The organism is Escherichia sp. KS167_9B, assembly GCF_030295215.1.
In the GTDB taxonomy this organism is placed as follows: Bacteria; Pseudomonadota; Gammaproteobacteria; order Enterobacterales; family Enterobacteriaceae; genus Escherichia; species Escherichia coli_F.
On record NZ_AP025754.1, the window covers coordinates 21,964 to 37,858 of the forward strand.

Below are 15,895 nucleotides of genomic sequence, written 5' to 3' on the forward strand. Positions count from 1 at the left end.
TAGATTAGTTGTATATAACCACAATTTTGACTCGGCTCATTATTTGCCCGCTTGAGACATTATTTCCATATGTACGCGGGCGAATAAAAAGAGGAATCTGATTACTTCCTTCATGGGGATGCTGAAAAGCATAGCTATTGCTTTTGCCATACAGGATTTCATTCGTATCATCATTCGAGAGTTGAAAGCCTACTTGACCAGCACCTTCCTCACTATTTTCTAACTCATTTTTTAATATGCTGCTCCCTGACTCCTGTATCGTCACTGGTTCAAAGTAATATTCAACTTCGCTGGGTTCAAAAACTAATTCACCTTGCTCGCCCTGGATGCAGTCAAATCTTATATGATGAAACTGATAATTTTCACTATTGATACGAGACAGTACAAATCGTCCAGTGTCGATGGATTTGTCTTCAAAACCACAAGTCATTAAGTTAACCTGTAAAATGGTATTTAAATTAAAGTTAAAGCGGACGCTGTTACAATTAGTATTACTCCCTATGCATGAGCTCACTTCAATTTCGAACAACAAAGGAAAAGGTGCCCCTGGAAAAATATCTGAGATATAAGAATTATCTGGTAACGAAGTAATAGAATATGGAATCGTGAAATTTATTGCAGATAAGATTTCTTCTAAATTATAAGATGATTTGCCGGGTAGTTCTATTTTTTTTACCGTTAGATTCAAAAGGAAAATTAATAATATAATGACGCCCCCCACTTTAAACCTTAAGGCGTTCAGTGTTAAAAAATGAACTTTAATGGCGTTGGTCGTATCTTGCAAATCCGCACACTCAATGATATTTCCAGTGTTTTCAATTTTTTCAACAGCGAGATTACCTTTCATATTAAGTGGTTTTAGAGTGTAAGTTCCACGTTGTTCACCGACATTAGTCAGTGTACAGGGAGCACTTTGTACAATAAAAGAATATAGACTCAAGGAGAGCAATAAAAGCCACTTCATAGTAAACTCCTTTTACTGACATATATATGTTTTATTTTCATCGATAACGTTTTTAAAAGTAATGGTACAAAATAAGTTCTGTTCATCGTTGAGAGCAATTTTTATGCCGGTGGATAAAGGTTGCATAATATTGGCAGAAAGGCTATTTTTTCTGCCAATATCATAAAAATCATCATATTCACTATGATGATTGTGTTTATCATTTTCGTAAAGATGGTCGCTGAATGTCCTGTAATCCTGCGAAGCATAACGCCAGGCGGCCACGCTAAAGCGAGTAGCCGTTTGCACTAGATATTTATTATAGGCGACCTGATAGCTTGTACCTTCGTGTATTTTATCATTATATAACTTACTACTCGATCGGGTAGCGTCAAAAGAAATAGCACCCAGCGGTGTATTCCAACCATTTCCTAACGTTATTGCATTATAGTTATCAGTTAAAATCGAACCGCCATACAGTGTCACAAGATTGTTGAGGCCATATAAATAATTTGCCTCAAGAAAGTCCTCCTGATTATTTACACCATATATCTTACTGCGTCCGGCGATAAAATCGAGATTTGAAACACCTGGTTGCAGCATGTTGGGCACGGAAGAGTAGGGCACCAAAAGGAACGAACACTACCATCCGCTTCTTTTATGCTGACATCGAGATCAGCGCCGCTGCCCGAAAGTTGCAAATCTGCGATAGTAAATGGTCCCGGGGGAACCTCTTTTTGGTAAATGATGTAGCCATTTTGCGTAACCGTTATCAAGGCATTACTTTGCGCAACACTTTGTACTAAAGGTGTAAAGTTCTGCATAGAATCAGGTAGCATTTGCATATCGCGAAATAAGCGTATTCCGCTAAATCGCAGAGAGTCGAATATGAGTGAGGATGTGTAATTTTCTCCTATCTGAACTGTGCTTAATATTTGCGACCAGCCACGTTCCAGGTAAAGAGTATTACTTTGCCATGTGCCTTTCATATCATCAGGCTTGCTATAGCTGGCATCAGAGTGTAATTGCCAACTAAATAAATTTAATCCGCTGTTAAAACGACCATAACTGGCTGTATTACTGTTATTATTACTGTCATAAGAGCGATACTGACTATAAATTATAGGAGGTATAAAAAGCATCAATGCCGCGATCCCAACTTTCCGGAGGAACGTCACCTCTTTCAAGTTCATTGATATACGCCTGTGGGATCGTTAAATTTAGTCGGTGTTCACTGATATTGACCACCATGAACCGCTTCATCCAGTGAAATACAATGATCTTCTGTATTGATCTTATCGGTCTTCACCCCCAGTTTGGTGAACAGCTCCTCAGGCAGACATGGTTTGGTTGGTGACTCTGGGACCATGATATCTTGTTTTCCACGCCACTGGTGGTTTACATAAATATCAAGTTCGTAGTTTCCTGGAAGCGGTTGTTTATTATCTAAATGATATTCAGAAACTTTTTCTCCTCTCATGCCGCCGATCATAAAGTGTGTATCAAAAGTTTCTTCAGCATAACCTGGAAAAGAATACAAAATAATAATTGCAGCGACCCATCGTGTCGTCCTTAACATGACTTTTACCTGTTATTTTGCAGCGATTTTACTATTGATATTATTCCCGTAATCATCAACTACCGTTAGTTCATACTCTGAGGCGTTGTTATTTTTTAATGTAATGTCGTTATTAGAAAATGGAGGTAGTAATATACTTTCATTATTAACTTTCACATTTTGGGCTTTGATAGTTGTAATCGTTATCCAGTTCGCTGTTTCATTGTTTATTGAGATGGCATTATCTTTCTTTTTGATATTTAATTGAGACAGGCTTTTTTTATCTACCGGCGCTACGCCTTCGGGATGCCAAAATAACTTTATACGGTTTTGTAATGCAAGTTTAATTTTGTTTTTTCCAGCATTTTGTGGGTTGTTTGGAGGGATGTCCATAACATTTAGATAAAATAAACTTTCTTTATTGTGAGGTAAGTTGTTTGGCATTTTTTTATTTTTAGTTGTTGGCCAGAACCTCCTGCTACACGACTTACTGGCGGAGTGAGAATAAATGGGACCTGAATTTTTTCTGGCGCGATAGTTGTGTTTCCATCATCGATCCATGCCTGAATCAAAGAGGCATTTTTGCTTTGATTCATTAACTGTACGAGAACTTCTCTGTTTTTTTCTGGATAGATAATACGCGTACCATAGATGACCACACCCGCATGAACAGGTAAAATAAAAAATGACATCAGCAATGCTGTTATAATTCTCATGTAATCACTCCGTAAATAATACCGGTAGCAGAGCTACCGGCATAAAAATTTTAATCTGCACTGATTTTAATCGTCACGGTTGACTCCACGGAACCTTTTGTTACAGGATCGGTACTTGTACGCTCATATTGTGCATTTATATTAAGAAAATATTGTCCAGAACCATTATCTTTCAGCGGTGTTTTTACACCTGGCAATATTCTTGTCATATTTCCATCACCGAGGAAAAAGGCAAAGCCAACGTTTTCAGCAGTTCCTTTATTCAACGTAAAGTTATTAGCATCAAACTCTGAGGCTAATACTTCGATATTTGGTGCTGTATTGCCATCACACTGAATTTCTAAGTCATGAGCGGTTGAACCGGTTTTTAAAGTATAGATTTCATTATTAATAAGTTGATTCATTGCACTGGTTACAACATCTTCGACAACAATATCGGTTGTTGAATCACCATTAACAAAGTAACACGTTGTATCAACAACTTCTCCTCTAATGGTTAGCGTTCCTTGATCGACATCCTTGGCGAAGGTTGTTACGCTGAATATCAACGTTGTCGCCACGAACGGAATAATATACTTTTTCATAAATCATTCTTAATTGACTAGTATGGAAGGTTACTCATTTTCAAACCTGATTATGTGATCAGGTTGTTAGTATTTATATTAATGTTTAAGTTTTTAAATTTTTGATGTGAAGTTGATGAAATGTTGAAAGTTTAATATTCTTCGTTGCTCGCTTCTTTATAAAAGTTCTGGGGTTCACTCATTAGAGTGAAGAGTAGGATATTTGAGTGCATGTTTCAGGTTTTTTTATTTCTCTGCAGTGAATTAATATACATCAGATGTAATTTTATTCTGAATAACATCTTTCTTTGGGGGGGGATCCTGATGAGGGATGTTTGTCATAAGGAACATACTTTCATTGATGCTCTGAAGGTATTTACTCATTTCCGGAGATGTTTTGTCGTAATCGTGCATATACTTACTCAATTCTTGATACACATCATTATTTAGCGTTACATTGTCGCGAACTAATGTTTGAACCAATGGAATCAAAATTTCGAAACGAGACGCTTTGTCATCAATACTTCCCAGTGTTTTGAATACTCCTGTATATATGTTACCTAAGTACTTATTGACAAGTTGAGTGGTCCATCGAACAGGCATAATATCTTCACAGAGAAGGTTTTTTATTTTTGTTTTAATGAAGAATACTCCAAATATATTACATTTTTTTAAGAAAAGATTATTTATTTCTCCATTGAAAAAGGTTGTGTTTGATAAGTCACTTTCAAAGCATGATATATTTGATAATATACAAGTGGAATAATAACCATATGTCAGGTTGCTCTTTTCTATCGTTAAGTTTGATAGCAATATTTTATGTATGTTAATATTTGGAGCAGTCAAGTACTGGATTTTTTGCTTGTTAAGTTCATAAATCTCCATGGATTTATTATAGGGTAATAAAAGTATAAATTCCTTTATATAATATCCGTCGTAAGAAAAGACAACATTAAATTTATTGGTGGTCGTTTTTTCAGTTGTGCAGCAAGCTGTTTTTTGTATTAATTGATTAGTCGTAATTTTAAAAGATGATAATTTTTCACAAAGCTGTGAATATGCTGTGTTGCTAGTTTTAAAATTCTGCCATGTTATATCTTGGTTAACATCGATGGATAAGTAAGGGATTTTTTGATATTGCCCATTGTATAACTCAGGGTATGTATTCATTTTAATTAGCTTTTTGAGTTCCTTGCTAAGATAACCTTTTTTCTTGTCTATTTCTCTGTATTTTCTGTTTAGCAAGGTATCCTGATGATCATAAAATGACTGAACTTTTTTGCAGGCTTCATAAAATATTTCAGGAGTATATAACTGATCGTATATTTCCTGATCGAAGTTTGTCTTTAAAAATTTAAGGAATTTGACATGGCAATCTTCTGATATCTTAATATCTTCAGTAATATATTCACTTGTGACGTCATCAAAAACATCCAATCTAAGTAATGTGATGTTTTTGTCTTTTAAAAAAGAAAGTTGGATTGTGTGTTCTTGGACTTTACATCTATAAAAATGCGCATCTATCAAATTAGTCTGTTGAAATAAAAAATGAAGTGCTGGAGATATTTTAGGTAACTGTTGGCTTCTAAGAAAATCATCAAATAAAATAATTAACTCTGTTTTATACTCGCATAATATTTTTAATGAATTGTCTTTTCTTGTTTCCTTTATTGTTTCATTATCTGCTATATTTGATTTATAAAGATAATGTGGCAAAGTATATATACCATCTTTCATTATCAGTCCTTGAATTTGATGAGTTTTTTTATTAATTTATTTTAAAGTATATGTGATTACTATCAAAAATCGCTCATTAGTTTTTAATAAGTACATTATAAATAAGTATTTAACCTGTATTGATTGTGGTTAATAATTTATTAGATTTAATAAAGTGATATTTATGGATGGTTAAAGTGTATAGGAATTTAATTCAAAGATAGAGTGGTCTTAAGTTTAATACCTCAATGTGTATCACAATCTCCACATTCTGTGTAGGGGGAGTCTGAAGATTGAGTAGATATTCTTATTCAGAATATATCAGCCGATGACTCTACGATTCTTAAGTCACGAAGAGTTCAGAGAGTGTAACGGCATGTCTGCAAGAACCTGTAACTTTTGACTCTCTGGCAACCGGCAGTGTGTTTTCTCACGCATCACAAAAGCTGCAGGCATAAAAAAACCCGCTTGCGCGGGCTTTTTCACAAAGCTTCAGCAAATTGGCGATTAAGCCAGTTTGTTGATCTGTGCAGTCAGGTTAGCCTTATGACGTGCAGCTTTGTTTTTGTGGATCAGACCTTTAGCAGCCTGACGGTCCACGATCGGTTGCATTTCGTTAAATGCTTTCTGTGCAGCAGCTTTGTCGCCAGCTTCGATAGCTGCGTATACTTTCTTGATGAAAGTACGCATCATAGAGCGACGGCTTGCGTTGTGCTTACGAGCCTTTTCAGACTGAATGGCGCGCTTCTTAGCTGATTTGATATTAGCCAAGGTCCAACTCCCAAATGTGTTCTATATGGACAATTCAAAGGCCGAGGAATATGCCCTTTTAGCCTTCTTTTGTCAATGGATTTGTGCAAATAAGCGCCGTTAATGTGCCGGCACTCGTTACGTAGTGATGGCGCAGGATTCTACCAGCTTGCGTGGTGCGAATACAGCTTTTCCGCGATAAAAATTGCAGCAGGCGGTCTGTTTCTTCCCGTAATTTGCGGCATGGCAATGAAAAGCCACTTCTTTCTGATTTCGGTACTCAATCGCCGGTTAACCTTGACCGCTGTACAAGGTATACTCGGACGATTTTCACTGTTTTGAGCCAGACATGAAGCTGATACGCGGCATACATAATCTCAGCCAGGCCCCGCAAGAAGGGTGTGTGCTGACTATTGGTAATTTCGACGGCGTGCATCGCGGTCATCGCGCGCTGTTACAGGGCTTGCAGGAAGAAGGGCGCAAGCGCAACTTACCGGTGATGGTGATGCTTTTTGAACCTCAACCACTGGAACTGTTTGCTACCGATAAAGCCCCGGCACGGCTGACCCGACTGCGGGAAAAACTGCGTTACCTTGCAGAGTGTGGCGTTGATTACGTGCTGTGCGTGCGTTTCGACAGGCGTTTCGCGGCGTTAACCGCGCAAAATTTCATCAGCGATCTTCTGGTGAAGCATTTGCGGGTAAAATTTCTTGCTGTAGGGGATGATTTCCGCTTTGGCGCTGGTCGTGAAGGCGATTTCTTGTTATTACAGAAAGCTGGCGCGGAATACGGCTTCGATATCACCAGTACGCAAACTTTTTGCGAAGGTGGCGTGCGCATCAGCAGTACCGCTGTACGTCAGGCGCTGGCGGATGACAATCTGGCTCTGGCAGAAAGTTTACTGGGGCACCCGTTTGCCATCTCCGGGCGTGTGGTCCACGGTGATGAATTAGGGCGCACTATAGGTTTCCCGACGGCGAATGTACCGCTGCGCCGTCAGGTTTCCCCGGTGAAAGGGGTTTATGCGGTAGAAGTGCTGGGCCTCGGTGAAAAGCCGTTACCCGGCGTTGCAAACATCGGAACACGCCCAACGGTTGCCGGTATTCGCCAGCAGCTGGAAGTGCATTTGTTAGATGTTGCAATGGACCTTTACGGTCGCCATATACAAGTAGTGCTGCGTAAAAAAATACGCAATGAGCAGCGATTTGCGTCGCTGGACGAACTGAAAGCGCAGATTGCGCGTGATGAATTAACCGCCCGCGAATTTTTTGGGCTAACAAAACCGGCTTAAGCCTGTTATGTAATCAAACCGAAATACGGAACCGAGAATCTGATGAGTGACTATAAATCAACCCTGAATTTGCCGGAAACAGGGTTCCCGATGCGTGGCGATCTCGCCAAGCGCGAACCGGGAATGCTGGCGCGTTGGACTGATGATGATCTGTACGGCATCATTCGTGCGGCTAAAAAAGGCAAAAAAACCTTCATTCTGCATGATGGCCCTCCTTATGCGAATGGCAGCATTCATATTGGTCACTCGGTTAACAAGATTCTGAAAGACATTATCGTGAAGTCCAAAGGGCTTTCCGGTTATGACTCGCCGTATGTGCCTGGCTGGGACTGCCACGGTCTGCCGATCGAGCTGAAAGTAGAGCAAGAATACGGCAAGCCGGGTGAGAAATTCACCGCCGCCGAGTTCCGCGCTAAGTGCCGCGAATACGCTGCGACCCAGGTTGACGGTCAGCGCAAAGACTTTATCCGTCTGGGCGTGCTGGGCGACTGGTCGCACCCGTACCTGACTATGGACTTCAAAACTGAAGCCAACATCATCCGCGCGCTGGGCAAAATCATTGGCAACGGTCACCTGCACAAAGGCGCGAAGCCGGTACACTGGTGCGTTGACTGCCGTTCTGCGCTGGCGGAAGCGGAAGTTGAGTATTACGACAAAACTTCTCCGTCCATTGACGTCGCTTTCCAGGCGGTCGATCAGGATGCGCTGAAAGCAAAATTTGGCGTAAGCAACGTTAACGGCCCAATCTCGCTGGTGATCTGGACCACCACGCCGTGGACTCTGCCTGCCAACCGCGCAATCTCTATTGCACCTGATTTCGACTATGCGCTGGTGCAGATCGACGGTCAGGCTGTGATTCTGGCAAAAGATCTGGTTGAAAGCGTAATGCAGCGTATCGGCGTGACCGATTACACCATTCTCGGCACGGTAAAAGGTGCGGAGCTGGAGCTGCTTCGCTTTACCCATCCGTTTATGGGCTTCGACGTTCCGGCAATTCTTGGCGATCACGTTACGCTGGATGCCGGTACCGGTGCCGTTCATACCGCGCCTGGCCACGGCCCGGACGACTATGTGATCGGTCAGAAATACGGTCTGGAAACCGCTAACCCGGTTGGCCCGGACGGTACTTATCTGCCGGGTACTTACCCGACGCTGGATGGCGTTAACGTCTTCAAAGCGAACGACATCGTCGTTGCGCTGCTACAGGAAAAAGGCGCGCTGCTGCACGTTGAGAAAATGCAGCACAGCTATCCGTGCTGCTGGCGTCACAAAACGCCGATCATCTTCCGCGCTACGCCGCAGTGGTTCGTCAGCATGGATCAGAAAGGTCTGCGTGCGCAGTCACTGAAAGAGATCAAAGGCGTGCAGTGGATCCCTGACTGGGGCCAGGCGCGTATCGAGTCGATGGTCGCTAACCGTCCTGACTGGTGTATCTCCCGTCAGCGCACCTGGGGCGTACCGATGTCACTGTTCGTGCACAAAGACACGGAAGAGCTGCATCCGCGTACCCTCGAACTGATGGAAGAAGTGGCAAAACGCGTTGAAGTTGATGGCATTCAGGCATGGTGGGATCTTGATGCGAAAGAGATCCTCGGCGACGAAGCTGACCAGTACGTGAAAGTGCCGGATACGCTGGACGTATGGTTTGACTCCGGATCTACCCACTCTTCTGTTGTTGACGTGCGTCCGGAATTTGCTGGTCACGCAGCGGACATGTATCTGGAAGGTTCTGACCAGCACCGTGGCTGGTTCATGTCTTCCCTGATGATCTCCACCGCGATGAAAGGCAAAGCGCCGTATCGTCAGGTACTGACCCACGGCTTTACCGTGGATGGTCAGGGTCGCAAGATGTCTAAATCCATCGGCAACACCGTTTCGCCGCAGGATGTGATGAACAAACTGGGCGCGGATATTCTGCGTCTGTGGGTGGCATCAACTGACTACACCGGTGAAATGGCCGTTTCTGACGAGATCCTGAAACGTGCTGCCGACAGCTATCGTCGTATCCGTAACACTGCACGTTTCCTGCTGGCAAACCTGAACGGTTTCGATCCGGCAAAAGATATGGTGAAACCGGAAGAGATGGTGGTACTGGATCGCTGGGCCGTAGGTTGTGCGAAAGCGGCGCAGGAAGACATCCTCAAGGCGTACGAAGCATACGATTTCCACGAAGTGGTACAGCGTCTGATGCGCTTCTGCTCCGTTGAGATGGGCTCTTTCTACCTCGACATCATTAAGGACCGCCAGTACACCGCGAAAGCGGACAGCGTGGCGCGTCGTAGCTGCCAGACTGCGCTGTATCACATCGCAGAAGCGCTGGTTCGCTGGATGGCACCAATCCTCTCCTTCACCGCTGATGAAGTGTGGGGCTATCTGCCGGGCGAACGTGAAAAATACGTCTTCACCGGCGAGTGGTACGAAGGCCTGTTTGGTCTGGCAGACAGCGAAGCGATGAACGATGCGTTCTGGGACGAGCTGCTGAAAGTGCGTGGCGAAGTGAACAAAGTCATTGAGCAAGCACGTGCCGACAAGAAAGTGGGTGGCTCGCTGGAAGCGGCAGTAACCTTGTATGCAGAACCGGAACTGGCGGCGAAACTGACCGCGCTGGGCGATGAATTACGATTTGTCCTGTTGACCTCCGGCGCTACCGTTGCAGACTATAACGACGCCCCTGCTGATGCTCAGCAGAGCGAAGTACTCAAAGGGCTGAAAGTCGCGTTGAGTAAAGCCGAAGGTGAGAAGTGCCCACGCTGCTGGCACTACACCCAGGATGTCGGCAAGGTGGCGGAACACGCAGAAATCTGCGGCCGCTGTGTCAGCAACGTCGCCGGTGACGGTGAAAAACGTAAGTTTGCCTGATGAGTCAATCGATTTGTTCAACAGGGCTACGCTGGCTGTGGCTGGTGGTAGTCGTGCTGATTATCGATCTGGGCAGCAAATACCTGATCCTCCAGAACTTTGCTCTGGGGGATACGGTCCCGCTGTTCCCGTCGCTTAATCTGCATTATGCGCGTAACTATGGCGCGGCGTTTAGTTTCCTTGCCGATAGTGGCGGCTGGCAGCGTTGGTTCTTTGCCGGTATTGCGATTGGTATTAGCGTGATCCTGATGGTGATGATGTATCGCTCGAAGGCCACGCAGAAGCTAAACAATATCGCTTACGCGCTGATTATTGGCGGTGCGCTGGGCAACCTGTTCGACCGCCTGTGGCACGGCTTCGTTGTCGATATGATCGACTTCTACGTCGGCGACTGGCACTTCGCTACCTTCAACCTTGCCGATACTGCCATCTGTGTCGGTGCGGCACTGATTGTGCTGGAAGGTTTTTTGCCTTCTAAAGCGAAAAAACAATAATAAACCCTGCCGGATGCGATGCTGACGCATCTTATCCGGCCTACAGATTGCTGCGAAATCGTAGGCTGCATCCGGCAAAAATCCTCAAAATATAAGAGCAAACCTGCATGTCTGAATCTGTACAGAGCAATAGCGCCGTCCTGGTGCACTTCACGCTAAAACTCGACGATGGCACCACCGCCGAGTCTACCCGCAACAACGGTAAACCGGCGCTGTTCCGCCTGGGCGATGCTTCTCTCTCCGAAGGTCTGGAGCAACACCTGCTGGGGCTGAAAGTGGGCGATAAAACCACCTTCTCGCTGGAGCCAGATGCGGCGTTTGGCGTGCCGTCACCGGACCTGATTCAGTACTTCTCCCGCCGTGAGTTTATGGATGCAGGCGAGCCAGAAATTGGTGCAATCATGCTTTTTACTGCAATGGATGGCAGTGAGATGCCTGGCGTGATCCGCGAAATCAACGGCGACTCCATTACCGTTGATTTCAATCATCCGCTGGCCGGGCAGACCGTTCATTTTGATATTGAAGTGCTGGAAATCGATCCGGCACTGGAGGCGTAACATGCAGATCCTGTTGGCCAACCCACGTGGTTTTTGTGCCGGGGTAGACCGCGCTATCAGCATTGTTGAAAACGCGCTGGCCATTTACGGCGCACCGATATATGTCCGTCACGAAGTGGTGCATAACCGCTACGTGGTCGATAGCCTGCGCGAACGTGGTGCTATCTTTATTGAGCAGATCAGCGAAGTGCCGGACGGCGCGATCCTGATCTTCTCCGCACACGGTGTTTCTCAGGCGGTACGTAACGAAGCGAAAAGCCGTGATTTGACGGTATTTGACGCTACCTGTCCACTGGTGACCAAAGTGCATATGGAAGTCGCCCGTGCCAGCCGCCGTGGTGAAGAGTCTATTCTTATCGGTCACGCCGGTCACCCGGAAGTGGAAGGGACGATGGGTCAGTACAGCAACCCGGAAGGGGGAATGTATCTGGTCGAATCGCCGGACGATGTGTGGAAACTGACGGTTAAAAACGAAGAGAAACTCTCCTTTATGACCCAAACTACGCTGTCGGTGGATGACACGTCTGATGTGATCGATGCGTTGCGTAAACGCTTCCCGAAAATTGTCGGGCCGCGCAAAGATGACATTTGCTACGCCACCACTAACCGTCAGGAAGCGGTACGCGCTCTGGCAGAACAGGCGGAAGTAGTACTGGTGGTTGGTTCAAAAAACTCTTCCAACTCCAACCGTCTGGCGGAACTGGCCCAGCGTATGGGCAAACGCGCGTTTTTGATTGACGATGCGAAAGATATCCAGGAAGAGTGGGTAAAAGACGTGAACTGCGTCGGCGTGACTGCGGGCGCATCGGCTCCCGATATTCTGGTGCAGAATGTGGTAGCACGTTTGCAGCAGCTGGGCGGTGGTGAAGCCATCCCGCTGGAAGGCCGTGAAGAAAACATTGTTTTCGAAGTGCCGAAAGAGCTGCGTGTCGATATTCGTGAAGTCGAGTAAAGATTAATCATTCAAAACCAGCACATTCGTTGCTGGTTTTTTTTAGCTGTACTCTTCTGCGGAGGCAAGGATGATGAGCAAGATAGCTTATGGATTGGCGGGATTTTTGGCTTTTGTATTTTGTTTGGGAGCGGCCAATGGCGCTTCGCAGCTTGAATTTCCGTTCTGGGATCGAAATTATTCCGGGACGATTGCGGGTAAGCAGGTAAGTGTCGATATCACGCGGATTAACAACGACCTTCATGGTAGCTATTGCTATGAACCCTGCAATCAGAGAAAAATGCGATTAATTCTGCGTGGATCTCTCCAAGTTAAGCGGTTGCTTCTTGAGGAGCGCACACAGACACTTTCTGGTCAATGGGATGCTGAAGTTTCACCGATTGAGATAAAAGGTGTATGGACTTCAGCCGATAAAAAACACCATTTCCCCATTGCGCTTCACTATAACAAACCCAAAAACGATCCGGGCATTGATCTGGTGCTGGTGGCGGAAGTGAATGACGATTACGACCCTTCCAAAGCGATCGACTGTAATAATGTTCCGGTCATTTCAGCAATAAAATTATATCGTGATGGGAAACCGATACAGACCTTATATACTGCTTCTATCGGCACTTGTAGCATTTTTACGCCTCAATGGAAGGATGTTAATTTTGATGGTTATCCGGATCTTTCCATTCCGCAAGAGTTACCCGCTGGACCCAATATCCCCGAACAAACCTGGCTTTACGATCCCTCAACACAACGTTTTGTTGATGCGCCTGCGTCTTATCAGGAAATCACCTCGCCGGAGCCAGATGCAGAATATAAGCAGATCGTCAGCCATTGGCGAGGAAGCTGCTGTAGTCACGGGGTTGACGTTTATCGCTGGAAGGGGAAAGAGGTTGAATTGATCGAGAGAGGTTCAAGTTATCTTCAGCCCGTGCTAAGTAAAGGTAAAATGTATACCTGCTACGTAATTCCTTCCTATCACGATGGCCGCATTTTTTATCTGCAGGAACGTAAGAATGGTCATCTGACGCCGACTTTTACTGATGTGAAGGGGTGTGAGCCATTTCAGTTAACCACGGATATCCGCACAGTCATTCAGTCAGAGAAACCAGGTATGAAGCCGGAATCCATTGAAATTCAGTGGCAGGAAGATAAAGCGTCTCCAGGGGAATTTTGCCCGCTAGTACCGTTTGTTGAAGGCGATAAACTTAGCCCGCGTCTGGTGACGAATAAAGATATTTCGGATATCTGTATCAGCCGCGATGAGTTCAAAGCCATGAGCAAGTAACAAGCCAGGAGAGACAGTAATGACAAAACTTATACCCATCTTCCTTGATACTGACCCAGGCATTGACGATGCCGTCGCCATTGCCGCCGCGATTTTTGCCCCGGAACTTGACCTGCAACTGATGACCACCGTCGCGGGTAATGTCTCGGTAGAGAAAACTACCCGCAACGCCCTGCAACTGCTGCATTTCTGGAATGCGGAGATTCCGCTTGCCCAGGGAGCCTCCGTGCCGCTGGTACGCGCACCGCGTAATGCGGCATCTGTACACGGTGAATCGGGAATGGCTGGCTACGACTTTGTCGAGCACAACAGAAGCCCACTGGACAAACCCGCATTTCTGGCGATTCGTGATGCCCTGCTGCGTGCGCCTGAGCCTGTTACGCTGGTAGCCATCGGCCCGTTAACCAATATTGCGCTGTTACTTTCACAATGCCCGGAATGCAAACCGCATATTCGCCGTCTGGTGATCATGGGCGGTTCTGCCGGACGCGGCAACTGTACGCCAAACGCCGAGTTTAATATCGCTGCCGATCCAGAAGCGGCAGCCTGTGTCTTCCGTAGCGGCATCGAAATCGTCATGTGTGGTCTGGATGTCACCAATCAGGCAATGTTAACCCCTGACTATCTCGCTACTTTGCCGGAGTTGAATCGCACCGGAAAAATGCTACACGCCCTGTTTAGCCACTACCGTAGCGGCAGTATGCAAAGTGGACTGCGTATGCACGATCTTTGCGCTATCGCCTGGCTGGTACACCCGGAATTGTTTACTCTCAAGCCGTGTTTTGTGGCGGTGGAAACGCAGGGCGAATTTACCTCAGGTACTACGGTTGTTGATATTGATGGTTGCCTGAGTAAACCTGCAAACGTGCAGGTGGCGCTGGATCTGGATGTGAAAGGTTTCCAGCAGTGGGTGGCTGAGGTGCTGGCTCTGGCGTCGTAACCTGTCACATGTTATCGGCATGCAGTCATTCATCGACTCATGCCTTTCACTGATATCCCTCCCTGTTTATCATTAATTTCTAATTATCAGCGTTTTTGGCTGGCGGCGTAGCGATGCGCTGGTTACTCTGAAAACGGTCTATGCAAATTAACAAAAGAGAATAGCTATGCATGATGCAAACATCCGCGTTGCCATCGCGGGAGCCGGGGGGCGTATGGGCCGCCAGTTGATTCAGGCGGCGCTGGCATTAGAAGGCGTGCAGCTGGGCGCGGCGCTGGAGCGCGAAGGATCTTCTTTACTGGGCAGCGACGCCGGTGAGCTGGCTGGTGCAGGAAAAACAGGCGTTACTGTGCAAAGCAGCCTTGATGCGATAAAAGATGATTTTGATGTGTTTATCGATTTTACCCGTCCGGAAGGTACGCTGAACCATCTCGCTTTTTGTCGCCAGCATGGCAAAGGGATGGTGATTGGCACTACGGGGTTTGACGAAGCCGGTAAACAGGCGATTCGTGACGCGGCCGCCGATATTGCGATTGTCTTTGCCGCCAACTTTAGCGTCGGCGTCAACGTCATGCTTAAGCTGCTGGAGAAAGCAGCGAAAGTGATGGGTGATTACACCGATATCGAAATTATCGAAGCGCATCATAGGCATAAAGTTGATGCTCCGTCAGGTACCGCACTGGCGATGGGGGAGGCGATAGCTCACGCGCTGGATAAAAACCTGAAAGAATGCGCGGTCTACAGTCGTGAAGGGCATACCGGTGAACGCGTACCTGGAACGATTGGTTTTGCTACCGTGCGTGCGGGTGACATCGTTGGTGAACATACCGCCATGTTTGCCGATATCGGCGAGCGTCTGGAGATCACCCATAAGGCTTCCAGCCGCATGACATTTGCTAACGGTGCGGTAAGATCGGCATTGTGGTTGAGTGGTAAGGAAAGTGGTCTTTTTGATATGCGAGATGTGCTTGATCTCAATAATTTGTAACCACAAAACATTTGTGATGGTGCAAAAATAACATATTTAATTTATTGATTATAAAGGGCTTTAATTTTTAGCCCTTTTATTTTGAGTTTTTTATTTATAAAAGCGTATATCGTGCTAAAAATAACATGTTTTCTCTTCTGTTTTTGTTGTTTTAATGTAAATTTTGACCATTTGGTCCACTTTTTTCTACGCGTTTTGATTTTATACAATCTTCTTGCTGCGCAAGCGTTTTCCAGAACGGGTTATATGATCTTTTTGTCGCTTAATGCCTGCAAAACATGCATGAGCC

Annotated in this window: 12 protein-coding genes and 4 pseudogenes; 9 read left to right on the forward strand and 7 right to left on the reverse strand. The window is 45.6% G+C overall.

The genetic code is table 11. The features are described 5' to 3' along the window. Positions 1–4: 4 nt before the first annotated feature. The 7 genes and pseudogenes from QUE34_RS00105 to rpsT form a co-directional block, all read right to left on the reverse strand. Positions 5–964, reverse strand: a pseudogene (locus QUE34_RS00105) (fimbrial protein). Between the two features lie 12 nt (positions 965–976). Beyond that, a pseudogene (locus QUE34_RS00110) lies at positions 977–2,136 on the reverse strand (fimbria/pilus outer membrane usher protein). After that, positions 2,057–2,522, reverse strand: a pseudogene (locus QUE34_RS28380) (FimD/PapC N-terminal domain-containing protein). Before QUE34_RS28380 ends, QUE34_RS00110 begins: the two co-directional pseudogenes overlap by 80 nt. A 12-nt stretch (positions 2,523–2,534) precedes the next feature. Beyond that, positions 2,535–3,217, reverse strand: a pseudogene (locus QUE34_RS00115) (fimbria/pilus periplasmic chaperone). 50 nt (positions 3,218–3,267) lie between these two features. Continuing rightward, positions 3,268–3,801, reverse strand: a complete 534-nt coding sequence (locus tag QUE34_RS00120) for a fimbrial protein (protein ID WP_103253540.1) — start codon at positions 3,799–3,801, stop codon at positions 3,268–3,270. A gap of 243 nt (positions 3,802–4,044) precedes the next feature. Next, positions 4,045–5,517 carry a type III effector gene (locus QUE34_RS00125; RefSeq protein WP_103253541.1) on the reverse strand — a complete coding sequence of 491 codons (1,473 nt, stop codon included), beginning with the start codon at positions 5,515–5,517 and terminating at the stop codon, positions 4,045–4,047. Positions 5,518–6,003: 486 nt separating this feature from the next. Next, entirely contained in the window at positions 6,004–6,267 is a 264-nt protein-coding gene (rpsT, locus tag QUE34_RS00130) for a 30S ribosomal protein S20 (RefSeq protein WP_001274021.1), read from the reverse strand. A 102-nt stretch (positions 6,268–6,369) separates the two neighbouring features. Here rpsT and QUE34_RS00135 point away from each other — a divergent pair, with 102 nt between their 5' ends. From QUE34_RS00135 to dapB, 9 genes are all read left to right on the forward strand, one after another. Beyond that, entirely contained in the window at positions 6,370–6,588 is a 219-nt protein-coding gene (locus QUE34_RS00135) for a DUF2575 family protein (protein WP_001353471.1), read from the forward strand. 7 nt (positions 6,589–6,595) lie between these two features. Further along, on the forward strand, positions 6,596–7,537 hold the full coding sequence (gene ribF, locus QUE34_RS00140; RefSeq protein WP_000767324.1) for a bifunctional riboflavin kinase/FAD synthetase: 942 nt from the start codon (positions 6,596–6,598) through the stop codon (positions 7,535–7,537). A gap of 42 nt (positions 7,538–7,579) precedes the next feature. Then, positions 7,580–10,396 (forward strand): isoleucine--tRNA ligase, encoded by a 2,817-nt coding sequence (ileS, locus tag QUE34_RS00145; protein ID WP_001286887.1) that lies wholly within the window; start codon positions 7,580–7,582, stop codon positions 10,394–10,396. After that, complete coding sequence (lspA, locus tag QUE34_RS00150; RefSeq protein WP_000083377.1) at positions 10,396–10,890, forward strand: signal peptidase II; 495 nt, start codon at positions 10,396–10,398, stop codon at positions 10,888–10,890. The genes ileS and lspA overlap by 1 nt, the downstream gene beginning before the upstream one ends. 107 nt (positions 10,891–10,997) lie before the next feature. Continuing rightward, complete coding sequence (fkpB, locus tag QUE34_RS00155) at positions 10,998–11,447, forward strand: FKBP-type peptidyl-prolyl cis-trans isomerase (protein WP_000004655.1); 450 nt, start codon at positions 10,998–11,000, stop codon at positions 11,445–11,447. A gap of 1 nt (position 11,448) precedes the next feature. Continuing rightward, positions 11,449–12,399 (forward strand): 4-hydroxy-3-methylbut-2-enyl diphosphate reductase, encoded by a 951-nt coding sequence (ispH, locus tag QUE34_RS00160; protein ID WP_103253542.1) that lies wholly within the window; start codon positions 11,449–11,451, stop codon positions 12,397–12,399. Between the two features lie 73 nt (positions 12,400–12,472). Then, on the forward strand, positions 12,473–13,678 hold the full coding sequence (locus QUE34_RS00165; protein ID WP_103253568.1) for an XAC2610-related protein: 1,206 nt from the start codon (positions 12,473–12,475) through the stop codon (positions 13,676–13,678). A 19-nt stretch (positions 13,679–13,697) separates the two neighbouring features. Continuing rightward, positions 13,698–14,618, forward strand: a complete 921-nt coding sequence (rihC, locus tag QUE34_RS00170; RefSeq protein ID WP_103253543.1) for a ribonucleoside hydrolase RihC — start codon at positions 13,698–13,700, stop codon at positions 14,616–14,618. Between the two features lie 166 nt (positions 14,619–14,784). Continuing rightward, entirely contained in the window at positions 14,785–15,606 is an 822-nt protein-coding gene (dapB, locus tag QUE34_RS00175; RefSeq protein WP_103253544.1) for a 4-hydroxy-tetrahydrodipicolinate reductase, read from the forward strand. Positions 15,607–15,895 lie beyond the last annotated feature (289 nt).